The sequence below is a fragment of the Flavobacteriales bacterium genome, from assembly GCA_016712535.1.
Classification (GTDB): Bacteria; Bacteroidota; Bacteroidia; order Flavobacteriales_F; family PHOS-HE28; genus PHOS-HE28.
The window spans coordinates 1139808-1166273 of record JADJQW010000002.1 but is presented as its reverse complement, the minus strand read 5'-3'; the positions used below and the strand labels follow the sequence as shown (position 1 = coordinate 1166273).

Sequence of the window (26466 nt, the reverse complement as noted above, 5' to 3'; positions counted from 1 at the left end):
TCGGCGCGGAAGCCGGAATCGTCAACGCAGCAAGGTAACGTGACCCGCTTTGCTCACCTCGGGCTCCTTCGCGCACAGGTCCTTATAGCTCACGATGTAGAAGTAGGTGCCATCGGGCACGGGCAGGTCGCTCTCGTTGTCCACGCTGCCCTTCCAGCCGCGCTTGGGGTCGGCGCTCTGGAACATCTTCTGGCCCCAACGGTTATACACCTCCATGCTGAACTGCTGCACATCCAGGCCCGCAACCACGAATTCATCGTTGTGCTTGTCGCCGTTCGGCGTGAAGACATTGGGGATGATGGCTTCGCCGTCAGACGTGGCCAGGTGAACGACTTCGACCGTATCCGCGAACACGCAGCCGTAAGCATCCGTGGCGACGAATGAGTATTGGCCAGCCTCCGTGACGCTCAGGGTGGTCTCCTGCCAGCCAGTGCTCCAAAGGATGCTCTGTGCGGTGAACGCCGGAGCCAGATTCACATCGCGGCCCGGGCAGGTCTGCACATCGGCCATGCCCGGAGGCGTGGCAACCTGCAGCACTTGGATCTGGTCAGAAGCATCGCAGAAGCCCAACGCAACCGCGATGTCGTAAAGGCCGGGCTCACTCACGGTGATGACTTGAGCAGTCTCGCCGGTGCTCCACTGGTAGCCGTCATAGCCAGCGCCGGCGTTGAGCAGCACGGTTGCCTCCGGGCACAGATAAACGGGCGAGGGGAGGTCGATCGTGAGCGATGCAGGCGGCACTTCGATGCTCATCGAGAAACTGTCGCTGATCTGGCAGAACTGGTCGATCACCGTGATGGTGTAGCTATAGGTGCCCGGACCCGGCACCGTCACATAAGGATTGGGCACGTTGCTCGGCGTTCCATTCAAGTCCCAAAGCACCACGTTGCTGCCGGTGCTCTGGTTGGTGAGCTGCACCGCGTACTCCGTGCAGGAGCTGATGGGATCACCGGTGAACAGCGCCTCCAATTGCGCCGGGTCGCTGATGGTGACCGTGATGAACGCCGTATCGGCCACGTTGCAGGTGGTGCTGTCCAAGCCGATGAGCATCACCGAGTAGGTGCCCGCCGTGGTGTAGGTGAATTGCTGGGTATTGCCACCGACCACGGTGTTGCCGTTGCCGAAATCCCAGATCACCTGCGGCGCGTTCCCGTTGCCGGTGAAGGTGATCGTGGCAGGCGCGCAGCCCGTGGTGGCCGTGGCGCTCATGTTCACGTTCACGCCGCTCTGCTCGAAATCGATCTTGAAGACGCCCAGGTCCCAGCCGACATTATTGGTGGGCGCATAGGCCCCAGGCGTGGTGGGCATGCTCTGGCCACCGCTGCACACGCCTTGGTAGATCACCCCGCGCTTGTCGAAACGGCTGGTGCCGCCATCCACATGGCTGCCACCATAGTAGGTGCCGAAGAGCATGCTCGTGAGGTCGGCTTCGTAGCATGCCAGGTAGAAGCGGCTGCCGCCTGGACCGTAGAGCGCATCGGGCGAGGTCTCGAAGGTGCCGCTCGGGTTGTAGCCGCTGATGTAGATGCGGTCGCACACATCAACCAGGAAGGCCACGGGCGCCATGTTGGTGCCGCCGATCGTGGTGGTGTAGATCGTGGAGGTGAGATCCGGACCGAGGCTGGCCAGGAAGATCTGCGATCCCGGTTGCCCATAGGTGCCGGACGGCGAAATCGGGATTCCGCCGCCGCTCTGGCCATAGATATGCACGTCGCCATCGTTGTCCAGGTCGATGAAGTAGGCCGCATCGGCCTGCGCGGTGCCGAAGAAGGTGCCGGCGGTCATGGACGAGCCATCCGTGGCCAAGCGCACTACGAAGCCATCCTTCGAGCCCCCTTGGTAAGCCGACTGATAGCCACCGGCCGACATGGGGAAATCGGCGCTGGCCGTTGTGCCGCACAAGAACACGCTGCTGCCTTCAACGCGCAATCCAAGCCCGGCATCATTCAATGCGCCGCCGAGGTAAGTGCTTGCCAGCAATGTTGAGCAATCTGCCGACAGCGAGGTGAGCACGGCATCCTGGGTGCCTCCGATGGCGGCCTGCAACGCGCCGGCAGTCACCGGGTACTCCGGGCTCCACGTGGACGATGCGATGTAGATGTTGCCAGCCGCGTCAGTGACGATCTCCCCGCGGTAGGTGTCGCCGTAATTGTTGGTCATGTTCTGGCGGCCATCATCATCGGACCCGCCCAGATAGGTGCTGCCGATCAACGCGGTGCCATCGCTGTTCAGATGGGTGATCACGATATCGCTTGCGCCGTTGTTCGTTGCATCGTACGCCGTAGCGGAGACCGGATAGTTGCCGCTGAGGCTGCTGCCCAGCACGCAGAGTCCGCCCGCGCTGTTCACGATCATGCTGTGCGGCTTGTCATCGCCGGTCCCGCCGATGAAGGTCGCGAACAGCAACTGGGTCGCATCAGGATTGAATTTGTTCACGACGATGTCGGTGCCGGCGCCGCCAGCAGGCGACGTCTGGAACGCGCCTACCGTGGAAGGGAAGGTGTTGCCGAAATTCTGGGCGCCACCGTAGATGTTGCCGTCGTTGTCGAAGGTGCTGCAGTGGCCGTAATTGCTCGCTCCGGTCTGGCCGCTGAAGGTGGCTCCCACGAGCACCGGGTCAATCACGATGGGCCTGCCCTTCTCGATCCCTTGCGGGAAACTGAAGGTCACCGTCGAGCCGTCAAGTGCGAAGGCGCACGGCAATGGGCTGTTGTCATCGGCGTACCAAGCAACGGGCTTCAGCTCATGCAGCTCGCCGACGCTTGTTCCCAGCAACAAGTCCCCCTTCTCCGTGATGGCCAACCGATCGAGGCCCTCATAGCGGAACGCGATCGACGATGGATCAGCGCCAGCTTCCACCAGCAAGTCGTACTTGGCCTGTCCGCCCTCACTGTGCCAGCGCATATCGATGCCCGGCCACAATCGCTCGTAGTGGACTGCTTCATAGACGGGCACGCGCGTGGCCCACTTCGACGGATCGTTCCCGAGGTAATAGTTGTGGTACTCCTTGCGTGCCGCTTCGCCGTGCGCCAGTGCGGAGGGATCAGCGCCTACGAAGCGCATGCGCCAGGCATGGCCGCGCAGACTGAAGCCGGCTTGCCGTTCGGGCTCCCACTGGATGTAGTCATGCACCAGTTCCGAAGCGTCGGATTGATAGCGCGACCAGGTGATGCCGTCAGCGCCGAGGAACATCGCGCTGCCTTGGAATGAAGCTTTGAAGCGCACGGCTGCTTCCCACTGGCCTAGGTTGGGCACGAATTGCACCTTGCCGGCTGCGCCCGGGGCGTGGTCGTGCCCATGCGCCATGGCCATCGTGCCGATGGTGGTGATCGAGAGCGCTAGCGCAGCGCGGCCCAAGCCCTTCTTGAGGGCGCTTCGGTTCTGAATCTTCATCTTCTTCACTGGTTTTCCGTCCTATCGGACAACAGTCACATGGCCAACGGTTTCGATCTCCTCGTTGTGGCAGACGCCGGTGTACTTGAGCACATAAACGTACACGCCGTCCTGGACGACGCCGCCGTTGTAATAGCCATCCCAGAAGGGCTCCATTCCTTCATTCACCCAGAGCTGCTCGCCCCAACGGTTGAAGATGGACATCTTCACGGTCTTCTCACCGAAGCCCGCGATCCGGAAAACATCATTGATGTCGTCGCCATCGGGCGTGAATGCATTCGGTGCGAACACCTGAGGAATGGAATCAAGCATCACGACCTTCAAGCTATCGGTGTGCGGGCATCCTTGCAGGTCGATCATGTCATAGGTGTACATGCCCGGCGCGAAGGCCCGGATGTCGCGCGTGTAGGCGCCCGTGCTCCAATGGAAAGCCAGGCCATCGATCGGTACGCGCAGCTCGGCGATCGCGCCGGGGCAGACCTGCACCGAGTCATACAGGGCATGGCGCGGAGCAGCGGGGATCACCACATCCACGGTGCCTTCGCAAAGTCCATCCGAAACGGTCACGGAATACGCGCCGGCCATATCCACCGCGATGGTGGGCGTGGTCTCTCCGGTGCTCCACACGAAGCTGGCATTGCTCAGGTCGGTGCCGGGCAGGATCACATTCAGCACCGCCACATCATCGGGGCAGATGATGGTATCGCCCACGAACCAGATCGGCAGCACATTGTTCAGGATCACCTGCATGCTCGTGGAATCGTCCTGCCCGCAGCCGAGGTCGGTGATGGTGAGCGTCACGGTGTAAACGCCGGGCGAGGTGTACAGATGCGTGACGTTCGTGTCCGTGAGGATCGTGCCATCGCCCATGTCCCAAGTGAAGGCGAGCAGGTCGCCGGTGCTCTGGTTATCCGTGCTCAAGGTGAGCGTGGTGCAATCGCCCACTTGCTCGGCAGTGAAGGCGGCCAGCACCGGTTCCAAGGGGTCGATCTGCACATCGAGCGATGCGGTCTGGCTGGGGGAGCAGCCCAGGGTATCCGTCGCGGTGAGGGTAACGGTGTAGGTGCCCGGCCCGCTGAAAACGTGCGTGATGTCGAAAGTGCTGTACGAGGATCCATCGCTCAGCTGCCAGAGGTAAGCGGCGTTCGTGCCTGTGCTCGCATTCGCCGTGGTCAGGATCAAGTTGTCGCAGTCGAATACCTGATCGGCCGTGAAGGCGGCGGTGATCGGCTCGCTCGGCGTCACCGTCACATCCATGGTCACGGTATCGGCCACGTTGCAGCTGCTCGCATCATTCACGATCAACGTGATGGTGTAGGTGCCAACGCCTTGGAAGAGGTGGTTCACATCCGTGGTGGTGTAGGTGGTGCCGTCGCCCATGTCCCATTGGTAGGTCATGTCGATCCCCGTGCTGAGGTTCGTGCAGGTCACGCCGAGTTCCTCGCATCCGGGCGATTCCACTGTGCTGAACGCAGCGGCCACCTGCGCTGGCGGTCCGATGTCCACGAGCACCTGCACGGTATCCGCACCGCTGCAACCCGTGGGGTCCTCTGCGATCAACTGCACCAGGTAACTGCCGGGCCCCGGGAACTGATGCACCACATTGGTGTCCACGTATTGCGTGCCATCGCCCATGTCCCAGTACCAGGTGAGCGGATCGCCAGTGCTCTGGTTGGTGGTGCTGATCTCCATCTGCGTGCAATCGATGGTCTGCGTCCACGTGAAGTCGGCATCGATCGGCTGCTGCGCACCGATGGTGATGGGCAGATAGGTGGTATCAGCCAGGTTGCACGAGAGCGAATCCATGGCGATGAGCGTGACGATGTATGCGCCGGGGGTCGTGTAGGAGTGGCTAGGCTCGAAGCCTTCGACCACGGGGCTGCCATCACCGAAATCCCAGAACCAGGTATCGCCGGTGCTGGCATTGCTGAAGTCGATCACGATGGGCGCGCAGCCTTGATTGAGCGTGCTGGCCCCCGCAGCGTTCACGCCGCTCACGTTGAAGTCGATCTTGAACACCCCGATGTCCCAACCCGATGGCTGCACGTTGCTGTATGCGCCGGGCGTGGTGGGGAAGCCGCCACTGGTGCAAACGGCCTGGTACACCTTGCCATTGGCGTCGAAGCGGCTGGTGCCGCCATCCACGTGGCCCGCGCCGGTGTAATAGGTGCCGTAGATGATGTTGGTCATGTCCGGCTCGAAGGTGGCCAGGTAGAAACCGCCGTTGGCGTAAAGCGGCGTTCCGGCAATGGGCCATCCGGTGCCCACGCTGTAGCCGCTGATGTAGATGTTGCGGCACACGTCAACCAGGAAGGCGACCGGCACCATGCCGGCCCCGAAGCCGCCTGCCGGACCCAGCTGCGTGCGGAACACCTGGTTCTGCAGCTCGGCGTCGAACTCCGCGACGAAGATGCCTGAGCCAGCTTGTCCGTATGTGCCAGCCGGCGCGATGCCCAAGGTGCTGCCGGGCGCCTGACCGAAGATGTAGGCGTTGTCATCGAGATCCACTTGCAGGAAGAAGGCGACATCGTCCGTGGTTCCGCCGAAGTAGGTGCAAGCGAGCACGCTGGTGGCATTGTCATTGAATTTCACGATGAAGGCTTCGCGGCCTCCTGCGCTGGCTGGCTGATGGGCTCCGGCCGTAGTGGGCAAGGTGGTGCCCGAGGTGCCGCCGCACACCACTGGCTGACCGGAGCTATCGAGCTTGATGCCGAAGCACATATCGGCCTGCGCCGTGCCGAAGTAGGTGCCGAATATCAAGGTGCTCAAGTCCTGGCTCAAGCAGAAGGCCACGCCATCCTGCGCGCCGGCATGGTTGGGCTGCACCGCGCCGCCGCTCACCGGGAAGCCGGCTGCATCGGAGCAACTGGCCACGTAAATGCGGCCCGCAGCATCGCAGATCACCTCACCGCGGTAGCTGTCGCCATAGTTGGTAGTGAAGCTGTTGCGGCCGTCGTTGCCGCTGGTGCCCATGTACGTGCTGCCGATCAGCGCCGTGCCCGTGGGGTTCAGCTTGCTGATCACGATATCGGAGTTGCCGCCATTGAAGGTCTGGTCGTAGCCGGTGGGTGTTACAGGGTAGTTCGATGATGGCGAGGACCCGTAGACCGTGAGCTCACCGGCGTTCGTCACCACCAGGCTGTGCGGGTAGTCGCCGCTGCTGCCGCCCAGGTAGGTCGCGAAGAGCAAGGTGGTGCCAGTCGGGTTCAATTTGCTCACGGCGATGTCGATGCCGCCGTTGTTGGTGCCATCGAAGGCGCCCGGCGTGGTGGGATAGCCCTGCCCGAAACAGATGGCGCCGGTGTAGATGTTCCCTAGGTTGTCGTAGGTGGCGGTGTGCCCGTAGTTCTGCGTGGTGCCGATGTTGCCCGTGCCGCTCAGCGTGCTGGCGATCAGCGTGGGATCGATCACGATGGGCCGATCGGCCTGCACGCCCTTGCCGAAGGCGAAACCCACGGTGCTCCCACTCAGGGTGAAGCGGCAATCGACCTTCTCCTTCGCGCCATCGGCGTACCAAGCCACCGGGGCGAGCTCATGCAGCTCGCCGACTGAGGTGATCAGCTCCAATTCACCCTCCGAATTTATGCGGATGCCGTCGAGGCCCTCGTACCGGAACTTTACTTGACTCGCTGCTGCAGCGTTGGCTACCAGCGCATCGTACTTGAAGCCGCCTTGGTCCTCGTGAAGGCGCAGGTCCACGCCCGGCCAAAGCTCCCGGTAGCGCACTTCCTCGAAGTGCCTCACCTCACTGGCCCATTGGCTCGCATCGTTGCCGATGAAGTAGTTGAAGTAATCCGTGGAGCGCCCTTCGCGCACCACTTCAGCATTCACATTCGCGCCCTCGAACCACGCGTACCACGCATGGCCATTGATGCGGACGTTCTCCATGGCATCCGGGCCTTCGTGCTGCGCATCATGCACACGATCAGGCACGGCTTCGTCGAGCTTGGAGAATACCAATCGATCGCGTTCCGCGAATAGCGCCACCAAGCCGAAGTCGGCGCGGTAAAGGATCGGGGCCGCCCATTGGCCTTTGTTCTCCACGTACTCGCCATGCAGCACGGGCTCATTGGCGCTGGGGCCGTGCTCGTGGCCATGATGGTCGCTGCGTTGCCCGAAGGCGGCGGTGCCGAGGAGCGCCGACGCGCTCACGAAAGCTGCTCGTGCAAGGGAGGGGAATCGGATCATGGGAATCGGTCTGAAGGGCTGTTCAATGACAAGGGACATGCGCCATTGGTTGCCTTGGAGCATAAAGCTAGTGTCCGATGGTGGAAAAACCACCCCAAGGACCTGACGGACCGGGAATTAGGGGTGACGGGGCGAGGCGTGCCCCCTATCAGACTATCCAAGAAAAAGGAGCGGGCGCTGAACGATTGCACCCGCTCCCCTTCCGACCTTTTGAATGCCGCTATCGGAACCTGCCGATTACAGGCATCCGAAACAGCTACCGCCCCACCTTCACGGCGCGCTTCACCACCGGCTCGCCATCGAGCAAGAGGGTGATGTAATACACGCCGGGTGCCAGGTTCTCGGTGCTCCACTCGTGCTGGAACTCACCGGCCTCGCGCTGGCCCTCGCTCAGCACCAGGAGGCTGCGGCCATCGGCGCTGTTGGCCAGCAACTGCATGCGGCCCGAGCGTTCGAGGGTGCAGAACAATGTGGTGCGGTCCGTGAACGGGTTGGGCGCGATGCGGAGCATGCGCTCTTGGGTTGGGGTGAGTTTCTCGGCGTCCACCTCGGTACTGGAGCGCTGATCGCTACCGTCAGGGTTGGCGCAGCAATTCGCAACAAGTTGTTGCGTGGCTGCGAGTTGCTCCTGCATAGCCGAAATGGTGGCTTGCTGCTCCTTGATGGCCCCGATGAGATAGGGGATCAAACCAGTGTAGTTCATCGCCTTGATGGTCTCCGCCGGAGCAAGCTGGTTCCCCATTGAATCGAGCAAAGCAGGCACAGCGACATCCCGCACGAGGTGCGGGAGCAGGGGTTCGACATCCTGGATCATAAGGCCAGCTTGATAGCCGTCCGGCAGACCTGCATTGGGATGCTCATCCACTAAGAACTCGTAGCTCATCGGATTCAGTGCTGCAATCACGTCTGAAGCACCGATGATGGGCTCCAAATTCGTCTTTAACGACTCATCAGAGGGGTTCCAAGTGCCTCCTGGGATATAACCTGCGCCGTTGACCGTGACATCTCCATCGAAGTACCCCGCCCAATTATTCGCACCTGCGCCTGGGTAGGCCCCGTAAACGCTGAAGTTCGCCGCGCCGCCCGTGGCGCTGCCGTAAACGCCGTAGTTCCGCGACACGTTGCCATCGTCGGTGACGCGCGCAGTGAAGAGACCCCCATGCGCCAGAGTGATGGTGCCCGCTGCTGCCCATGCATCGCCATGCACACCATGAGTCTTGCGCACGAACAGGTTCTGATCGGTGGTGTGCCGGGCGAATACGGCATAGCCATCCGCTATACCATCACTTGACCGACCAACGTTCTTCAGGTTGGACAGCACTCCGGCGGCGAACTCCAATTCAGCCCCTCCCACCATCGGTTCTACGTAGCTATCGATGCCATAGCGCCAACCTGCATTATCTGTCTTCACGCGCACGCGCAGCCCGCCCGGCCGTTGGAAATACTCATCCGAGTGGTCCACGTCGAGCTTGTAGGCCGGTTGCTGGATGCCGATGCCGACCGCACGGTCCTCCTGGGGGCAACCCGTATTGCCCAGATAGGCCGTGGCCACATCGCTGTTGGTGCCCGCTGAGCCTTGAAGCGTCCATTCGCAATCGCCGATGCCTAGGGTGTTGGCCGCACGCCAATGCACACGGCCATCGGAGGGGTTCACCACCAGCACGCGGTCGTAGGTGTTGTTCAGGTAGGTGTTGTCCGTGAAGTTGCGCAAACGGATGGTCCGGTCAAGCAGGTCCAACCGCTCGCTGGGGTTCTGCGCGGCACCAACGAAATCGCCGACGCCCACGTAGCCGGAGGTGTTGCTCTCCGGCCAGAGGCGCATGACCTCGAGGCCCTCATCGCTCTCAGCGCCACCGCCTGCACCCGGCGTGGTCGCAAAACGGAAGCTCAGCGATTGCCGGTCCGCATCGAGCGTTCCCTCGCTCCATTGCAGCACCGCCTGGCCCTGCCCGTTGCTTGCGCCGTACTTGTGGCCGAAGTACATGTGGTCGCTGTTCCCTGTGATCGTGATGCCGTTGCGGTGCCAGCCCCTGAAGCCAAGCGTGGGGGCATAAATGCCTGGTGTATTGGAACCCGTGCCATCAACCAGATGCAGCCGGCTGAACGGTCCGGGGGAACCGGACGCACTTGTCCAATCGAAGAACTGCTGCCGTCCCGCAAGCGCGAAGTACCCGGTCTGGTTGAACGCGGCGCCATTGATCGTGGTATTGCCTTGGCGGTAATACAGAGACGCACGGGGAAGTCCGTTCGTGAAGAGCTTCAGATCGCCGGAAGATGCATCGATGTTGAAGCTATGGTCCGTGCCGCCCCGGCTGAAGATCCTTCCGATACCAATGTTCGGCAGACCCGCAATCGTCTTCGTCATCTGCCAACGCTGCCAGTCAATCAGGTTTGGTTGCGTGGCATGCGTCCAAAACGTGTTCAAATGGCCCAGTTGCGCGCCATCCACCACAAGAGCGGCGGCAGTGTTCGGCGCGGTGCCAACGGTGAGGCCAGCGGGCTGAGTGGCACCCAGGTTTATTTGCGCATCCGGAGCTAGGTAAGTGATGTTCAGAATTGGGTCTGTTACAGGATGATCACCATCGTTCTGCGCCACCACCGATGAAAACGCAAAGCAACCGACTAGGCAATTAGCACCTCCTCGAAGGAATCTGTAATTCATGGGAAATGGGGTTAGGGGTTTTGCTTGACTACTCTGATTGGCGGCATCGCTCGGCCACCGGACATAATCTCAACAGCATATAGGCCAGTTGGGAACTCCTCCATGTTCACGAACCACTCAGCACTTGCCGCGAGCCTCTGGTCGAGCACTACTTGCCCAAGAGCATTAGATATTACAGCCCGATTGGGCGTAAATCCAGCACCGCGCAGCCGAACCCAAAAACCCGATGCGCATGGATTCGGGAAAACAACCACTTCGGTTCCTGCCCATTCTTCAATGCCTTGAGGGAAACTGCAATCCTCCTGGTCGTAGGCTACGCACACTTCATCCACAAGGAAGTATGCACCCGGGTTCATGCCGCCGGGGTTCACCTCAACGAATTGCAATGAATCCCAGGTGTGAAAGCGCCCGATTGAGATGAATCGGTACGCCGAATCCGGAACGAACGTGCCATTGAGCGTCGTCCACTCCCCCACGTTCGGCAGCGGCTCGGAAAGCACCAGATGGGCATAATTCGGGGGATCCGTAGTTACCAGCCATTGCTGCTCGGTGGTCGTGAACCGTACACCCACCTTGTCGCTGGTATGGCGATAGTCAATTTGTGTCCCTCCAACTCCAACAGAGAGTTTCAGCGAAACGTAAACGGGGACGCCTACATCAAGTTCTTGGTCAAGTTGCGCGCCAAGGATCTCAATGGCGTCTTGAAATGGAAGTGCGGCAATAAATCCACAATATGCGTCGCCATGAGAAGCCAATTGGTTCACAACTATGTTCTGCGGAACACTATTGAGATTCGTTTTACTGCACGAATGGAAGTAGTCAGGTGTACGGTACCATGTTTTCCAGCCTACACAAGAATCGACCTGCGCCAGAGCCCATGGGCAAGTGATGTACTCCTCAAAACTCCCGTTCGGAACCAGGTTCTGGGCTGGTGAACGCGTAGCGCTCAAGGCGAGGGCAACCAGCGTAAGCAGCGAAATGCGGGCGTGCTTCATGACCATGTGGTTTGAAGCGAAGAAGGTACGGCGCTGCCCGCAACCGCAACCCAGAGATGCAGGTCTCGCGGTACTTTGGTCGGTTGAAAAACTAAGCCAGTCGGCCAGTCGGCCAGTCGGCCAGTCGGCCAGTCGGCCAGTCGGCCTGGCCGCCTCGCGGAAGCCGCGTGCAACACCGCAGCTGACCCGCATACAAGCGAATGATCTGGGGTGTTTAGTGTCACCATGCGGCTCATAGCTCGGTAGGTGCACACAAGTTATACTTCAAGATCCCAGAAACCGAACTTCGAGTTATGCACCAATTACGAACCGGATAGGAACCTTGGTGCTCGATGCCGATGATGAACGCAGCCCATCAGCCGCTCATCCATGCGCATCGCCGCAGATGCAACAAAGCGTCCCTTGATGACCAGGGCAGCTAGGTTCGCTCCACAACCAACCCATCATGAACCGCCACCTCCCTACCCTTTCCGTGCTGCACTACGTGTATGGCATCCTCACCTGCGTGGGCGGCATCGCCGTGCTCGCGTTGGTGGGCATGGGCCTTTTCCTCAGCAGCGACCTCGCGGCCGGCGAGCACAACGATCCAGCGCCCGCCGTCGTGGGCGGCATCTTCCAAGGCCTGGGCTGGGTGCTCTTTGCGCTGATCGAGGTCTGGGGCCTGCTCATCATTTTCAGCGGCCGCTGGATCGCGCAGCGCCGCAACCGTACCGGCTCGCTCGTAGTGGCAGGTCTCTGCTGCCTCAACTTCCCCATCGGCATGGCGCTGGGCATCTTCACCCTCGTGGTGCTGCTCAACGATGAGGTGCAGGCGCACTACGCCGGTATTCAGCCGATGCCGGCTTAGCGCAAGTCCAGCAGCGTGGCCGTGCTATCGCGGTCGAAATCGCGCATTGCGCTGATGCGGAGCCGCAAATACTGGCCATTGAACGGCGCGCTCACCGCATAGATCAAGCTGTCGGGCCCGCGTCGCGACGCGCTGAAATCGATCTGCGCGCTGTCCATGCGATGGCGGATCCCGGAGAGCGTGATGCTCCGAGCATCGAGTTGCACCTGTGCGCTGGGCGTCGCCTTCAGCAAGGTGCTGGCTAGGCGCTGCTTCAGTTTCGCCTCCGGCATCCAAGCGCCGCTCGTGAGGCGCTCGCCATAGAACCAGTAGGCGGCTCCGCCGCCGATAATGAGGCCGAATAGATAAAGCGTGAGGCGGCGCTGGAGATCCATGCTGAACGGGGAGCCGATGCGATGCGGCTACTCAGCCAGCCCGCGCATGATGCCCTTGGGGCTGTTGTTGATGAAATCAAGGATCACCCCGCGTTCATGGCTGCGCGGCATGCCCTGCATCACGTTCAGCACGGCGCGCTCCACGTTGCTGTTGCGCACGAAGATCTCGCGGTAGATGTCCTCGATGCGGGTGATCTGCTCATCGGTGAAGCCGCGGCGGCGAAGGCCCACCACGTTCACGCCCACGTAGCTCAGCGGCTCGCGCGCGGCCTTCACGAAGGGCGGCACGTTCTTGCGCACCAGCGAGGCGCCGGCGATGAAGCTGTGCGCGCCGATGTGGATGAACTGCTGCACGGCCACATTGCCCTCGAGGATGGCCCAGTCGTCGATCGTCACATGCCCCGCGAGGTTCACGCTGTTGGCGATCACCACGTTACTGCCCACGATGCAATCATGCGCCAGGTGCACGTAGGCCATCAGCAGGCAATTGCTGCCCACGGCGGTCTTCAGCCGGTCGGCCGTGCCGCGGTTGATGGTGACGCATTCGCGGATGGTGGTGCCATCGCCCACTTCGGCCGTGGTGACCTCTCCGGCGAATTTCAGGTCCTGCGGGATGGCGCCGATCACGGCGCCGGGGAAGATCCTGCAGTTCTTCCCGATGCGCGCGCCATCCATGAGCACGGCATTGGGACCGATCCATGTGCCATCGCCGATCTCCACGTCGGCATAGATGGTGGCGAATGGCTCGATGGTGACCCGCGAGCCGAGCCTGGCATCGGGGTGCACGGAGGCAAGGGGTGAGATGCTCATGCTTTGATCGCCGTGGCCTTCGGCGCAGGGGTGTCGGTGGCTTTGGAAGTGGCGGCGGGCGCCTTGTCCCGGGCGATCTGCGCCATCATCTCGGCTTCCACGACTACCTGGCCATTCACATAACCAAGGCCCTTCATGTGCACGATGCCGCGCCTGATCGGCGAGAGCAGCGTGAGGTGGAACACAAGCGTGTCACCCGGAATCACCTTCCGGCGGTAGCGCACACTGTCGATCTTCAGGAAATAGGTGGTGTAATTCTCCGGATCCGGCACCTGGCTCAGGGCGAAGATGCCGCCCACCTGCGCCATCGCCTCGATCTGGAGCACGCCTGGCATCACGGGATTCCCGGGGAAATGGCCGGTGAAGAAGGGCTCGTTGAAGGTGACGTTCTTGAAGCCGGTGATCGTGTCCTCCGTCATGGCAACGATGCGGTCGATCAAGAGGAAAGGATAGCGGTGCGGGAGCAGCCGCTCGATGTCGTTGATGTCGAAGACGGTCTTCGCAAGGTCGAAGCGCACCCCAGCGGTCTTCTCTTCCTCGCGGATCAGCTCCTTGATGCGCTTCGCGAAGCTCGTGTTGCCGAAATGCCCGGGCCGTGCAGCGAGGATGTGGCCCTTGATGGGGCGGCCCACCAGCGCCAGGTCGCCCACGATATCGAGCAGCTTGTGGCGCGCGGGCTCGTTGTAGAATTTGAGGTCCGTGGTGTTGAGCACCCCGTTGCGGCGTATCTCCACTTCGCGGTACTCCTTGCCCAGGAGCTTCGCCAGTTCCATCAGCTGCTCCTTCGTGGTTCCCTCTCGGTCCTCCATCACGATGGCATTGTCCAGATCGCCGCCCTTGATCAAGCCGGCCTTGGCGAGTTGCTCCAGTTCGCGCAGGAACACGAAGGTGCGGCACGGAGCGATCTCGGTCTTGAATTCCTCTGCGCGGTACATGCTGGCGTGCTGGGTGCCGAGAACCGGACTATTGTAATCGACCATCACGGTGATGCGGAACTCACCGCCGGGGGTTGGCACGCCGAGCATCTCCGTGCCGCGCTCCTTGGTCTCGAACCAGATCGGTTCCTTGAGCTCGTACCAATTGCGCGGCGCATCCTGCTCCTGAAGTCCAACGGCTTCAATCGCATCCACGAAGGCCTTGGCGCTGCCATCCATGATGGGCACTTCAGGGCCGGATAGCTGCAAGAGGCAATTGTCCACGTTCAGGGCATACAAGGCGCTGAGCACATGCTCAGTGGTGTTCACCACGGCTTCGCCCTTGCCCAAGGTGGTGCCGCGCGCCGTGCTGGTCACCAGTTCGGCATCGGCATCGATGATGGGCTCACCTTCCAGATCGGTGCGCTGGAACTTGTAGCCATGCCCGATGGGAGCCGGCCGCAAGGTGAGGGTCACTGGTTCGCCGGTGTGAAGGCCCACGCCTTTGATGGTGGCGCTGGCCTTCAGGGTGTGCTGCTTGTCGCTCATGGAACGTGCTCCCGCACGGAGCCGGGCGAAGGTACTTGGCCAAGGCAAGCGCGTGGAAGCCCCGCAATGGCCGGGCATTCCGCGCAAGCCCGCCAAGCCGGCATCGCCTACCTTCGCCGCCCGAGAACCGCGTCGCGCCCGTTGCGTGAAGGCGCAATCCCACCGCACATGGCGTCATTCGATTCGCTCGGTCTCCGCGAGGAGATCCTCCGCTCCCTTCAGCAACTTGGCTGGGACCAGCCCACACCGGTCCAGGAGAAGGCCATCCCGCACCTGCTCGGCAGCGAGAACGATGTGGTGGTGCTGGCCCAGACCGGAACCGGCAAGACCGGCGCCTTCGGCCTGCCCCTGCTCATGGACATCGATCCGGGCGAGCGCTGCGTTCAGGCCCTGATCCTGGCGCCCACGCGCGAGCTCTGCGTGCAGATCACCGGCGACCTGGAGCGCTTCGCGCAGCACCTGCCCGGCGTGAAGCCCGTGGCCGTATACGGCGGCGCCAGCATCCGCGACCAGATGCGCACCATCAGCCGGGGCGCCAACATCGTGGTGGCCACGCCCGGGCGCCTGCTCGATCTGCTCGGCCGAAAAGCGGTTGACCTCGGCGGCGTGCAGACCGTGGTACTGGACGAAGCCGATGAGATGCTCAACATGGGCTTCCAGGAGGACCTCACCGAGATCCTGCAGACCACGCCCGCAGACAAGCGCACCTGGCTCTTCAGCGCCACCATGGGCAGTGAGGTCCGGCACATCGCCAAGCGCTACATGCGCGAGACCCAGGAACTGCAGATCGGCGAGCGCAACACCACCGCATCAGCCATCCGCCACCAGTACTGCGTGGTGCATGCGCGCGACCGCTTCGCCGCGCTCAAGCGCTTCATCGATGCGGAGCCCGAGCTCTTCGCCATCGTGTTCTGCCGAACCAAGCATGAGACGCAGGAACTCGCTTCAGCCCTGATCAAGGACGGCTTCAGCGCGGACGCCATCCACGGCGACCTGAGCCAAGCGCAACGGGACCATGTGATGGGGCGCTATCGGGCGCGCACCTTGCAACTGCTCATTGCCACGGACGTGGCTGCCCGCGGCATCGACGTGAACGAGGTGACGCACGTGATCCACTTCGACCTTCCCGGTGAGGCTGAGAGCTACACCCATCGCAGCGGCCGCACCGCGCGCGCGGGAAAGACCGGCATCTCGCTCAGCATCATCGGCCTGCGCGATGTGAGCAAGGTCCGCCAGCTCGAACGCTCGTTGAAGACCCACTTCACCTATGTGCGCGTGCCCGGCGGCGGCGATATCGGCACCGCGCAGGTGGTGGCCTACATGCACAAGCTGAAGAACGTGGAAGTGGATCATGATGCCCTCGCTTCCATCCTGCCTACGGCCCATGCGGAGTTATCGGCCTTCAGCAAGGAGGAGCTGATCGAGCGCTTCATGAGCGTGGCGTTCAATCGCCTCATCACCCAGTTCCGCGACCTCGGGGACCTGAACGTGGACATGAGCCGCAAGGACCATACGGCACGCGCGGAGCGCCCCTCCTCGCGCGAGCGCTTCAGCACCGGCCGCCAGATGTTCATCAACCTGGGCAGCGCCGATGGCTTCGACAAGGGCAAGATGCTCGGTTACGTGTGCGGCGTGAGCGGCGTGCAGGGCGATGTGATCGGGCGCATGCTCATCAAGGATGTGTATTCATTCGTCGACGTGGAGCCTGACCACTTCGAGCAGGTCTTCAACGCTTTCAAGGGCGCCAATTACAAGGGCCGCAAAGTGCGCGTGGACGAAGCACAGGGCCCGGGCCAAGGTCCCGCGCGCCCTCACAGCGATCGCCCGCAAGAAGGTGGCGGGTACAAGGGGAGCGGCGGATACAAAGGCGGAGGAGGATTCCATAAGGGCCCACGCGACGATCGCGGGGGTGAACGCCCGCACCAGAGCAGCTATCGCGGGCCAGCCGAACGGAACGACCGAGGCGGCTTTGCCAAGAAGGGCTACTTCGAGCCCAAGCCGCATCGCAAGGGGCCGCGCAAGCCCTGACCGAACCGTTAGCTCGAAAAGAAAGCGGCCCTCATCGGGCCGCTCACTTTCCCTGCACGGGTGCAGGGACCAGAATCGGGGATGATCAGGCATGCGCGTGATCCTCCGTAAGCATCCGTTGCGCGATCTCCAGGATGCGGGTATCATCAAGCGATACCACGCCTCCATCGGGTCCCGGCTCCAGATGCACGCCCATCGGTTTGCCGTTCGGATGCGTGTAGCCGCCGAAGTAGTTCCAAACCGTCTCCACGCTGACATCGAGTTCACGCGCTATCCGGTGGATGCTCCCATCAGGCAGGCTGTCCTTGATCCGACGCAACTCGTTGAAGGTGATGTTCATGATGGGAAGGGTGTTGGTTGGTGAGGCTGAAGGTAGGAATGTGAACCACGCATTTCCAAACGGTCAACGGCATGGTCTGTGGGGGCCGCGAAATCCCGGGAACCAGCTGCTCCTATCTTCCCCGCCATGCGCCGTGCGCTCGTTTCGGCCTGTGCGGCCATCACGCTTCCCTTCAGCGGTTCGGCGCAGCAATACGGCCTGCGCACCTATTCCGTTGAGCATGGGTTGCCGAGCAGCGCCGTGTTCGCCATGGCCGAGGATGGCGATGGCTACCTGTGGATCGGTACTGCCCAGGGCGCTGCTCGCACCAACGGTCTCCACTTCGAGCACATAGGTCGCAAGCAAGGACTGCCGCATGATGCTGTGACCGCCATAGCGGCCGACGACTCGGGTGCGGTCTGGCTCGGCTTCGCCAATGGAGCCGTGGCCAAATGGGACAACAGCCGGATCGCTGTGATGCGCGCAGGTGCGGGCGCCACCATAAGAGCGATAGCACTTCGCGGTGATGAGGTCTGGTGCGCCACGACCGGACAAGGCATCGTGCTCCTGCGACCCGGCGGCGAAGTGCGCCACGGACGGAACCATGGCCTGCGCAGTGAACAGGTGAACGCGCTTTGCGTGGACCAGCATGAACGGCTGATCGCAGGCACGGACAGTGGCCTTTTCCTCTTGAGAGACGCGAAGTGGCAGGCCGTGGCCGAAGGCGGACTGCCCCACCTGCGCATCCGAGCCCTGCACGCCGATGCCCAAGGCCTTCTCGTGGGCACCGCCAACGGCTTCGCTGAACTTGATGCCTCGCTCGCACCGCTTGCCTTGGATCGCCGCTTCCTCGGCATGCAACCACTGGCGCTCCCAGACCCCGACCTGACCGCTGTGCTGCGAGCCGCCGATGGCGATCTCTGGCTTGGCACTGCGACTGGCCTGCTGCACCTGACTCGGCATGGCGGTTACCCGAACCTGCGCGTGATCCGTGAAGGCAATGGTCTTGGCCACGACCTGGTGCGCTGCCTGATCCAGGACCGCAGCAGCGCCATCTGGGCCGGCACCGGCTTCGGCGGCATCACCAAGCATACCACCGATGCCTTCATGCACTTCACGGATCGCGATGGCTTGGGCTCGCGGACGGTGAGCGCATTGCACCGCACCCCGGAAGGCAGCCTTTGGCTGGGTACCGCTGGCGGAGGCGTTTCGCTCTGGGCTGGATCTGGATTGCGGCATTTCGGCCCGCAGGAGGGACTCACTGACCCCTTCGTGCTGGCCTTGGGCGAAGACGCCAACGGCTACTTGCTCGCCGGCACTGCTTCACAAGGCCTCTTCCGTTTCGACGGCCAGCGGTTCGTCCGCGAGGCGGAAGGCGTCAACGCGTCTCGCATCCTCGGCATCATGCTCGACAACGAGACCCGTTGCTGGGTGGGCACGGAGCGCGGCCTTTTCGTGGATCCCGGCGATGGCCGCTTCTTGCGCGTGAACGGCTGCGATGCCGCCGTTTCCTCTCTGGCCTGCAACGGCGACACGCTCTGGGCGGCCACCTCCCAAGGCCTCTTCGTGCTGCCTACCCGGATCATGCCTTGGCGCATGCGGCACAGCCCGTGGCTACCTCCAGTGCCCATGTCGGCGATCGCGCGGGACAGTCACGGCAATCTGTGGATCGGCACTGAATCGCAAGGCCTCTACCGGCTTCATGGCCAGCGATCGGATAGTATCACCGTGGATCAGGGGCTTGCCGGCAATGGCGTGGAGCAGGTCCTCCTCGATGCGGTGGAGAACGTGTGGGTAGGAACGCGCCAGGGCGTTGACCTCGTTGAGCTGGATGAGATGCAGGACCGGGTGCTGCGCATCGTCCACCATGGGGCCAGTGACGGCTTCATCGGCATCGAGTGCTTCCGCAATGCATGCCTGCTCGACAACGACAGTGCGCTCTGGTTCGGGACCGTGCGCGGCGCCACACGGCATGACCCGCGCCTCGCAGCAGGTGAATCGCGCGAGCCGAAGGTGCACATCACGGGCCTGCAGCTCTTCTTCGAACGGCCCGATTGGTCGCCTTGGTGCGATGGATTCGATGGGCGCAACCTGCCGCGCGACCTGTGCCTGCCGCACACCAAGAACCATCTCACCTTCCAATTCAACGGCATCTCCCTCGCGTATCCGGAAAAGGTGCGCTATGAGTACTTCCTTGAGGGGCACGACCAAGGCTGGTCACCGGTCACGGCCACCGATCAGGTCACGTACAGCGGCCTGCTGCCCGGCGATTACAGCTTCCAGGTCCGTGCCGGAAGCGCCGGCGGTGCATGGAGCGATCCGCCTGTGACCTTCGCATTCCGCATTGCGCCGCCTTACTGGCAGACCCTTCCGTTCCGCATCGGTTCAGGCGCCGCCTTGCTCATCGGGTTCCTCGGATTCACCCGCCTTCGGACGCGCAAGCTCCGCCGCGACCGTGAGCGGCTCGAGCGCACCGTGCAGCAGCGGACCCGGGAACTTGAGACTGAAAAGGACCGGAGCAATGAGCTCCTGCGCAACATCCTGCCCGCATCCACAGCCGAAGAGCTCAAAGCCAAGGGCCGCGCCGATGCGCGCCGGCATGAGCACTGCACCGTGCTCTTCAGCGACTTCAAGGGTTTCACGACCTTCAGCAGCCGCATGGACAGCGACACCCTTGTGGCCGAATTGCAGCACTACTTCGGTCAGTTCGATGAACTCTGCGGGCGATTCGGGGTGGAGAAGATCAAGACCATCGGCGATGCGTACATGTGCGCCGCCGGATTGCCATCGCCATCAGCCACGCATGCGCTCGAGGCCTTGCTCATGGCCTTCGCGATGCTCGATGCCGTGGAGCGGAGCAATGCGGAACGGCGATCAAAGGGCCTGCAGGAATGGCCGATCCGCATCGGCCTGCACAGCGGCCCAGTCGTAGCGGGCGTGGTGGGCACGCGCAAATTCGCTTACGACATCTGGGGCGATGCGGTGAACCTGGCCAGCCGCATGGAGGCCAATAGCGATGCCGGCCGCATCAACATCAGTGGACCGGTTTACGCACAGGTGATGCACGCTATCGAGGCCGTGCCGCGCGGGCCGATCAAGGTGAAAGGGAAAGGCGAGGTGCAGATGTACTTCGCGGTGCGGCTGAAACCTGGATTCAGCGCTGATGCACACGGGTTGCGACCCAGCGAGGCGCTGCTCAGCAAGCTCGCATTCAGAGCCTGAGGCCGCTCACATGCGGATGCTCACCGCTACCAGCGCGAAGGCCAGCAGAGCCAGATAGAGGCAGGCCACCAGCGCGGCTGGCGGTGTTCTGCGGATGAAGGAGGACATGGTAAGAGTCGTTTGATGGGAAGACGCCGCCCCAAAAGGCCGGGTTGCCGCGCCGATCAGGCCTTAACAGTGTTTGGCGGCTTCGGGCCAGCCATCGGTCAACTAACATCCGAACGGCACAAGAGCGCAATACAAGGTTGGTGGCTAACATCGTGGCATGAAAGCACTGGCCTTCCAGCTATTCCTGCTTCCGTGCGCGCTCACCGCCCAATACTTCCAGCAGCAGGTTGACTTCACCATCAGCGTCCGCCTCGATGACGAGCGGCACATCCTCCATGGGCAGGAATCGTTCGCGTACTCCAACAACAGCCCGCAGGCACTCGATACGCTCTGGATCCATCTCTGGCCCAACGCTTACAAGACGCGGGGAACGGCTCTCTGCGAGCAGATGAACCGCACGGGCGACCTCTCCCTCCACTTCGCCAAGGATGGCAATTGCGGAGCCATTGACAGCCTCGATTTCATGGTGGATGGCGTGAAAACGCAATGGGGCTTCCATGCGCGACACATCGACATCGGCTGGTTGAAACTGCCAACGCCAGTGCAGCCGGGAGCCAGGATCACCGTCAGCACGCCCTTCCGCGTCAAGATCCCTGACGGCAGATTCTCAAGGCTGGGGCATTCGGATCAGGCCTATTACATCACCCAATGGTACCCGAAGCCAGCGGTGTACGATGCCACCGGCTGGCACCCCATGCCCTACCTCACGCAAGGCGAATTCTACAGCGAGTTCGGCAGCTTCGATGTGAGCATCACATTGCCCGCGAACTATGTGGTGGGCGCCACGGGTTTGCTTCAAAGCGAAGAAGAACGCGCATGGATGGACTCCCTCGCGGCCGCGCCGTACGTGGAAACGCAGAAGTTCTACCTCGACAAGCAGCGGATTAAGCTGAATGCCATTCCACCCTCATCGTCCCGCACCAAGACAATCCGCTTCGTGCAGGACCGCGTGCACGACTTCGCATGGTTCGCCGATAAGCGATTCATCGTGCGCAAGGGCAGCGTGCAGCTCCCGCGCAGCGGCGAAGAAGTGACCACCTGGGTGATGTACACCCCGAAGAACGCGAAGGTCTGGGACGAGGCCATCACGTACGTGAACGAGAGCGTGCGCTTCTACAGCGAGCACGTAGGCGACTACCCATACGACGCCTGCACCGCCATCGATGGCACCATCAGTGCAGGCGGCGGCATGGAGTACCCCACGATCACCGTGATCGGCAACATGCCGGACAAGCAGGGCCTCGACAACGTGATCGCGCACGAGGTGGGGCACAACTGGTTCTATGGCATCCTGGGCAGCAACGAGCGCGACCATGCCTGGATGGACGAGGGCATGAACAGCTTCCTTGAGCTGCGCTACATGCGGGAGCGCTATCCCGGCAGCGGATTCAGCATCGGCGTACCGGGCTTGAAGAAAACTGCGGCCCACCTGAGCGACCCGCACCGTTCGCAGAGCGAGCTCGCCTACCGCTTGAACGCGCGCCGCAACCTCGACCAACCGCTCTCGCTCAGCAGCGACGACTTCACCAGCATGAACTACGGCACTGGCGTGTACATGAAGACCGCGCTGGTGATGGATCACCTGATGGCCTACCTCGGCGAGGAGATCATGGACAAGTGCCTGCTCGCCTACTTCAAGGAGTGGAGATTCAAGCATCCACGGCCGGAGGACATGAAGGCCGTGTTCGAGCGGGAGAGCGGACAAGACCTGAATTGGGTCTTCGAGGGCCTGCTGAGGACCGATGAAAGTACCGCGTGAAGGCCATCTCTCTGGACAAGCGCACGTGGGAAGGCGCGGCAGAGCGTTGGCAACTTGGGCATCGCGCGAAAGGCCCATCGAAGGTGCCATTCGCCATCACCGGTTATCTCGGGAAGGACAGCCTCGGCACCGTGTGGGCCTGGAATCACGGCTTCGGCCACCAAGGGCGGACCGAGTATGCAGGCTTGCCGTGGCCCAACGTGGATCGCGTGCGCATCGATGCCGGCAACCGCACGCTCGACATCGACCGCCGCAACAACACCGTGCGCGCGCAAGGGCTATTCAAGCGCTGCACGGCACCGCGCTTCGAGCACCTTTTCGGCATCGAGCGCAACGACCGCAAGAGCCTCTACTGGAGCCTATTGCCCAATTGGAACCAGCACGATGGCTGGCAGGCAGGGCTCTCGGTGCGCAACACCACCTTTCCCAACCAGCGCACCGAATGGGTGGTGGCGCCGCTCTACTCCTTCCTGAACAACCGCGTGGCCGGCACCGCGCGCATCGAGCACCACTTCGACCGCCTGCGCAGCTCGTGGTTCCGGAACATCCATCTCGGATTCGGCGTGCGCTCCTCCGGTCTCTTCCAGGATCACAAGGCGCAATCGTGGTACGAGAAGTACTCACCCAGCGTGCGCTTCGATGTGAAACGTCCGCTCGCAAAGCCCTGGGCGCACAGCGTCAACCTGCGTGGAGCGCGCATCTACACCACGGATGAGTTCGTCGGCAACGACGAAATCGTGTACCGCTATCGCTCCTTCGACGATTACCTGGAACTCACGCACACCGCTGCGGACGAGCGCAAGCTCCGCCCATCGATGATCAGCACCACGCTGACCGCTGGAGAGGATTGGCTGCGCGGCACGCTCGAAATGAAGCAAGCCTTCGCGTACAACGCCCGCGGCAAGCAGCTCCGGCTGCGGGCCTTCGGAGGTAGCTTCCTCACGGGCGGCGAGAACGCATTCGGCCTGGAAGCCTTGAACCTGAGCTGGGGGCCGCAGGACCTGCTCTACGATCACGCCTACTTCGATCGGGGCGCATACGGCACGCACCTCTTCGGCAGGCAATTCACCAAGCAGCAAGGGGCCTTCAAGACGCCCTTCCGGGGCGGCGGGAGCGACAGCTGGATCGCCAGCGTGAATGCCGAGCTCGACATGCCCTTCAAGCTGCCGCTCGCGCTCTTCGGGAGCATCGGCTGGGCGCCCTACACCCAGGTGAACGCCGACGGCACACGCTCGCTGGAGACCGCCACCTACGCGGAAGCGGGCATCGGCCTCACCTTGGTGAAGGACATCCTCGAGGCGTGGATGCCGATCTACGTCTCCGACCGGATCTTCGATGAAGAGGACTTCGCCGGGCGCACCTTCGGCGATCGGATCCGTTTCGTGTTCGCACTGGAGAAACTCGATCCCACACGGATCGTGCGGGCGATCAACCCGTGACTGCGACCTTCGCGCCCGTGAGCACAGGCCAGCGGATCTACTTCCTCAGCGACTTCCACCTCGGCGTGCCCGATGCAGCGAGCAGCTTGGCGCGGGAGATGCGAATCTGCGCCTTCCTCGACGAAGCCGCCAAGGATGCCACGGAGATCTGCTTGCTCGGCGACCTATTCGACTTCTGGTTCGAGTGGAAGCGCGCTGTGCCGCGCGGACATGTGCGGCTCCTGGGAAGAATGGCCGATCTCTCCGACCGTGGCATTCCCGTGCACCTCTTCATCGGCAACCACGACATGTGGATCTTCGATTACGTGCCGAAGGAGACGGGCGTGATCGTGCATCGCGAGCCTATCGTGCGCGAGATCGCGGGCAAGCGCTTCTGCATCGGCCATGGCGATGGCCTCGGTCCGGGAGACCACGGCTACAAGCTCATCAAGAGCGTGTTCCGCAATCGCATGTGCCAATGGCTCTTCGCGCGCCTGCACCCCAACTTCGCCTTATGGCTGGGTGATTCCCTCAGCGGCCGCAGCCGGAAGAAGAGCTATGAGAACGACCGGGAATGGCTCGGCGGCGACAAGGAGTGGCTCGTGCAGTACTGCAAGGACGAGCTGAAGAGGCAGCACTATGACTTCATGATATTCGGCCACCGGCACCTGCCCATCGACATGGAGGTCGGGCCCGGCTCACGCTACGTGAACCTCGGTGACTGGATCAGCTACTTCACCTACGCCACCTTCGATGGGCAGGAACTGAAGCTGATGAAGCGCACCAGTGATGGCCCGTTGAGCGGGGATGCGCGGATAACGGGCGGGCCGGCTGTTTGAGCTGCAAATTGGCAGTTGGCAGCAGGTAGTGGGATGCACAGCCGACTGACTGCTGCTGTCTGCCTACTTCGTTGAGCCCCCCAGCCTCAACACCAGGTCCACCAAGCGGCTGCTGTAGCCATACTCATTGTCGTACCAGCCCATCACCTTCACCATGTTGCCCACCACGCTGGTGAGCTGCGCGTCGAAGATGCAGCTGTGCGGATCGCCTACGATGTCCACGCTCACGATGGGATCCTCTGTGTAGCGCAGGATGCCTTTCAGCTTGCCCTCCGCGAGCGATCTGAAGTATGCATTGATCTCGTCGGCGGTCTTCAGGTCCTTCACGCGGCAGGTGATGTCGGTGATGGATCCATCGGGCACGGGTACGCGGATGCCGCCGCCACCGAGACGACCATCGAGCTCGGGGAAGATGCGCGTGATGGCCTTGGCCGCGCCGGTGGTGGTGGGCACCATGCTCACGGTGGCGGCACGCGCGCGGCGCAGGTCCTTGTGCGGCGCATCGTGCAAGCGCTGGTCGCCGGTGAAACTGTGCACGGTGGTGATGAATCCGTCCTCGATGCGGCAGAGTTCATGGATGCCCTTGATCATGGGCGCGGCGCAGTTGGTGGTGCAGCTCGCGTTGCTGATGATGGGCTCATCGCCTTTCAGGATGTGGTCATTCACGCCTAGCACCACGCTGGGGATGTCGGCATCCTTCGCGGGCGCGGAGAGGATCACGCGCTTGGCGCCAGCCTTCAAATGCGCCGAGGCCGATTCGCGGGTGAGGAAGTGGCCCGTGCCCTCGATCACGATGTCGATGCCGAGCTCCTTCCATGGCAACGCGGAGGGATCCTTCGCCGCGTAGGACCTGATCTTCTTGCCGTCGAGGATGAGGTGCGCCTCGTCATGCGATACCTCTCCACCGAACACGCCATGCACGCTGTCGTACTTGAACAGGTGCGCCATAGTGCGCGTATCCGCGAGGTCGTTCACAGCAACGAGTTCCGCATCGTTCCGCTGCAACAGAAGACGTGCTGTCACACGTCCGATGCGTCCGAATCCGTTGATGGCTACTTTCATTCTTCAGTTGAAGGTTGAAGGTTGATGAAGGTTGACGAAAGCCGAGGGTTGGCGCAACCTGCAACCAGCAATCCGCATTCTCCAACCTGCGATTCAAAGCACATGCTTCTCGGCGTGGTAGCTGCTGCGCACCAGCGGGGCGCTCTCCACGAAGCGGAAGCCGCGCGCAAGGCCTTCTTCGCGGTACCTGGCGAAGCGCTCGGGCGTAACGAACTCCGACACGGGCAGGTGCTTCTTCGTGGGCTGCAGGTACTGGCCCATGGTCATCACATCGCAACCCACCGAGCGCAGGTCGTCCATGGTCTCGATCACCTCAGCATCGGTCTCACCGAGGCCCAGCATGATGCCGCTCTTGGTGCGCAAGCCCGCCCGTTTGGCCCGAAGGAGCAATTCCAAGCTGCGGTCGTACTTGGCCTGCACGCGCACTTGCTTCGTGAGGCGCCTGACGGTTTCCATGTTGTGGCTGAGCACGTCGGGCGCGGCGTCCAACACCACCTGCAGGTTCTCCCATTTGCCCTGGAAGTCGCCGATCAGTGTTTCCAATTTGGTCTGCGGGGAACGACGGCGCACCGAGCGGATGGTCTTCGCCCAGATGTCCGCGCCGCCATCGTCGAGGTCATCGCGGTCCACGCAGGTGATCACGCAATGCTTCACGCCCATCAATTCCACGCTACGTGCAACACGGGCAGGCTCGAAGGGATCCACAGCCTCGGGCCTTCCTGTGGCTACCGAGCAGAAACCGCAACTGCGCGTGCACACATTGCCCAGGATCATGAAGGTAGCGGTGCCCGCGCCCCAGCATTCGCCCATGTTGGGGCAATTGCCGCTCTGGCAGATGGTGTGCAGCTTATGCTCGCCAACGATACCGGCGACCTTCTTGAAGCCCTCTCCGGTGGGCAGCTTAACGCGCAGCCAATCGGGCTTGCGCACTTGCCTGCCGTCAGGCACGGCGGGCTCATTCATTTCCACGACCTCATCG

16 protein-coding genes are annotated in these 26466 nt (G+C 62.3%); 6 read left to right on the top strand and 10 right to left on the bottom strand.

Going from position 1 to position 26466, the window contains the following annotated elements:
- Positions 1 to 21 precede the first annotated feature (21 nt).
- The 4 genes from IPK70_04730 to IPK70_04715 form a co-directional block, all read right to left on the bottom strand.
- Complete coding sequence (locus IPK70_04730) at positions 22 to 3393, bottom strand: gliding motility-associated C-terminal domain-containing protein (protein ID MBK8226461.1); 3372 nt, start codon at positions 3391 to 3393, stop codon at positions 22 to 24.
- Positions 3394 to 3414: 21 nt separating this feature from the next.
- On the bottom strand, positions 3415 to 7620 hold the full coding sequence (locus IPK70_04725; protein ID MBK8226460.1) for a PKD domain-containing protein: 4206 nt from the start codon (positions 7618 to 7620) through the stop codon (positions 3415 to 3417).
- 217 nt (positions 7621 to 7837) lie between these two features.
- Positions 7838 to 9946 carry a tail fiber domain-containing protein gene (locus IPK70_04720; protein ID MBK8226459.1) on the bottom strand — a complete coding sequence of 703 codons (2109 nt, stop codon included), beginning with the start codon at positions 9944 to 9946 and terminating at the stop codon, positions 7838 to 7840.
- A 308-nt stretch (positions 9947 to 10254) separates the two neighbouring features.
- Positions 10255 to 11238 (bottom strand): hypothetical protein, encoded by a 984-nt coding sequence (locus IPK70_04715; protein ID MBK8226458.1) that lies wholly within the window; start codon positions 11236 to 11238, stop codon positions 10255 to 10257.
- A gap of 445 nt (positions 11239 to 11683) precedes the next feature.
- Here IPK70_04715 and IPK70_04710 point away from each other — a divergent pair, with 445 nt between their 5' ends.
- Positions 11684 to 12085, top strand: coding sequence for a hypothetical protein (locus IPK70_04710; GenBank protein ID MBK8226457.1), 402 nt, complete (start codon positions 11684 to 11686; stop codon positions 12083 to 12085).
- On the opposite strand, the gene IPK70_04705 is transcribed toward IPK70_04710, so the two are convergent.
- From IPK70_04705 to IPK70_04695, 3 genes are read right to left on the bottom strand one after another with little or no spacing between them, the layout of a single operon-like run.
- A complete protein-coding gene (locus IPK70_04705; GenBank protein ID MBK8226456.1) occupies positions 12082 to 12459 on the bottom strand; it encodes a hypothetical protein in 378 nt (125 codons plus the stop codon). The two genes, IPK70_04710 and IPK70_04705, sit on opposite strands and share 4 nt — an antisense overlap.
- Before the next feature lie 27 nt (positions 12460 to 12486).
- On the bottom strand, positions 12487 to 13269 hold the full coding sequence (gene lpxA, locus IPK70_04700) for an acyl-ACP--UDP-N-acetylglucosamine O-acyltransferase (GenBank protein ID MBK8226455.1): 783 nt from the start codon (positions 13267 to 13269) through the stop codon (positions 12487 to 12489).
- Positions 13266 to 14732 carry a bifunctional UDP-3-O-[3-hydroxymyristoyl] N-acetylglucosamine deacetylase/3-hydroxyacyl-ACP dehydratase gene (locus IPK70_04695; protein MBK8226454.1) on the bottom strand — a complete coding sequence of 489 codons (1467 nt, stop codon included), beginning with the start codon at positions 14730 to 14732 and terminating at the stop codon, positions 13266 to 13268. The genes lpxA and IPK70_04695 overlap by 4 nt, the downstream gene beginning before the upstream one ends.
- Positions 14733 to 14900: 168 nt before the next feature.
- Here IPK70_04695 and IPK70_04690 point away from each other — a divergent pair, with 168 nt between their 5' ends.
- Positions 14901 to 16760, top strand: coding sequence for a DEAD/DEAH box helicase (locus IPK70_04690; GenBank protein ID MBK8226453.1), 1860 nt, complete (start codon positions 14901 to 14903; stop codon positions 16758 to 16760).
- A gap of 85 nt (positions 16761 to 16845) precedes the next feature.
- On the opposite strand, the gene IPK70_04685 is transcribed toward IPK70_04690, so the two are convergent.
- Positions 16846 to 17100 (bottom strand): DNA-binding protein, encoded by a 255-nt coding sequence (locus IPK70_04685; protein ID MBK8226452.1) that lies wholly within the window; start codon positions 17098 to 17100, stop codon positions 16846 to 16848.
- Between the two features lie 126 nt (positions 17101 to 17226).
- Between IPK70_04685 and IPK70_04680 the strand changes: the two genes are divergently transcribed.
- From IPK70_04680 to IPK70_04665, 4 genes are all read left to right on the top strand, one after another.
- Complete coding sequence (locus IPK70_04680) at positions 17227 to 20301, top strand: hypothetical protein (GenBank protein MBK8226451.1); 3075 nt, start codon at positions 17227 to 17229, stop codon at positions 20299 to 20301.
- Positions 20302 to 20566: 265 nt separating this feature from the next.
- Positions 20567 to 22168 carry a M1 family metallopeptidase gene (locus IPK70_04675; GenBank protein MBK8226450.1) on the top strand — a complete coding sequence of 534 codons (1602 nt, stop codon included), beginning with the start codon at positions 20567 to 20569 and terminating at the stop codon, positions 22166 to 22168.
- Positions 22165 to 23607, top strand: a complete 1443-nt coding sequence (locus IPK70_04670; protein ID MBK8226449.1) for a hypothetical protein — start codon at positions 22165 to 22167, stop codon at positions 23605 to 23607. Before IPK70_04675 ends, IPK70_04670 begins: the two co-directional genes overlap by 4 nt.
- Positions 23608 to 23624: 17 nt before the next feature.
- The gene (locus IPK70_04665; GenBank protein ID MBK8226448.1) at positions 23625 to 24425 is read left to right on the top strand and encodes a UDP-2,3-diacylglucosamine diphosphatase; all 801 of its coding nucleotides are present in this window, start codon (positions 23625 to 23627) and stop codon (positions 24423 to 24425) included.
- A 63-nt stretch (positions 24426 to 24488) separates the two neighbouring features.
- Here the strand turns inward: IPK70_04665 and gap are convergent, their stop codons facing one another.
- Both gap and lipA read right to left on the bottom strand, forming a co-directional pair.
- The gene (gap, locus tag IPK70_04660) at positions 24489 to 25487 is read right to left on the bottom strand and encodes a type I glyceraldehyde-3-phosphate dehydrogenase (GenBank protein ID MBK8226447.1); all 999 of its coding nucleotides are present in this window, start codon (positions 25485 to 25487) and stop codon (positions 24489 to 24491) included.
- 93 nt (positions 25488 to 25580) lie between these two features.
- Entirely contained in the window at positions 25581 to 26450 is an 870-nt protein-coding gene (lipA, locus tag IPK70_04655; protein MBK8226446.1) for a lipoyl synthase, read from the bottom strand.
- Between the last annotated feature and the right edge of the window lie 16 nt (positions 26451 to 26466).

Bases quoted from the DNA above. Each gene is read 5' to 3' on its own strand.
- IPK70_04685 (MBK8226452.1), bottom strand. From the start codon at position 17,100: ATGAACATCACCTTCAACGAGTTGCGTCGGATCAAGGACAGCCTGCCT.
- IPK70_04695 (MBK8226454.1), bottom strand. From the start codon at position 14,732: ATGAGCGACAAGCAGCACACCCTGAAGGCCAGCGCCACCATCAAAGGC.
- lpxA (MBK8226455.1), bottom strand. From the start codon at position 13,269: ATGAGCATCTCACCCCTTGCCTCCGTGCACCCCGATGCCAGGCTCGGC.
- IPK70_04690 (MBK8226453.1), top strand. From the start codon at position 14,901: ATGGCGTCATTCGATTCGCTCGGTCTCCGCGAGGAGATCCTCCGCTCC.
- IPK70_04675 (MBK8226450.1), top strand. From the start codon at position 20,567: ATGAAAGCACTGGCCTTCCAGCTATTCCTGCTTCCGTGCGCGCTCACC.
- IPK70_04715 (MBK8226458.1), bottom strand. From the start codon at position 11,238: ATGAAGCACGCCCGCATTTCGCTGCTTACGCTGGTTGCCCTCGCCTTG.
- IPK70_04720 (MBK8226459.1), bottom strand. From the start codon at position 9,946: ATGACGAAGACGATTGCGGGTCTGCCGAACATTGGTATCGGAAGGATC.
- lipA (MBK8226446.1), bottom strand. From the start codon at position 26,450: ATGAATGAGCCCGCCGTGCCTGACGGCAGGCAAGTGCGCAAGCCCGAT.
- IPK70_04730 (MBK8226461.1), bottom strand. From the start codon at position 3,393: ATGAAGATTCAGAACCGAAGCGCCCTCAAGAAGGGCTTGGGCCGCGCT.
- IPK70_04680 (MBK8226451.1), top strand. From the start codon at position 17,227: ATGCGCCGTGCGCTCGTTTCGGCCTGTGCGGCCATCACGCTTCCCTTC.
- IPK70_04725 (MBK8226460.1), bottom strand. From the start codon at position 7,620: ATGTCCCTTGTCATTGAACAGCCCTTCAGACCGATTCCCATGATCCGA.
- gap (MBK8226447.1), bottom strand. From the start codon at position 25,487: ATGAAAGTAGCCATCAACGGATTCGGACGCATCGGACGTGTGACAGCA.
- IPK70_04710 (MBK8226457.1), top strand. From the start codon at position 11,684: ATGAACCGCCACCTCCCTACCCTTTCCGTGCTGCACTACGTGTATGGC.
- IPK70_04705 (MBK8226456.1), bottom strand. From the start codon at position 12,459: ATGGATCTCCAGCGCCGCCTCACGCTTTATCTATTCGGCCTCATTATC.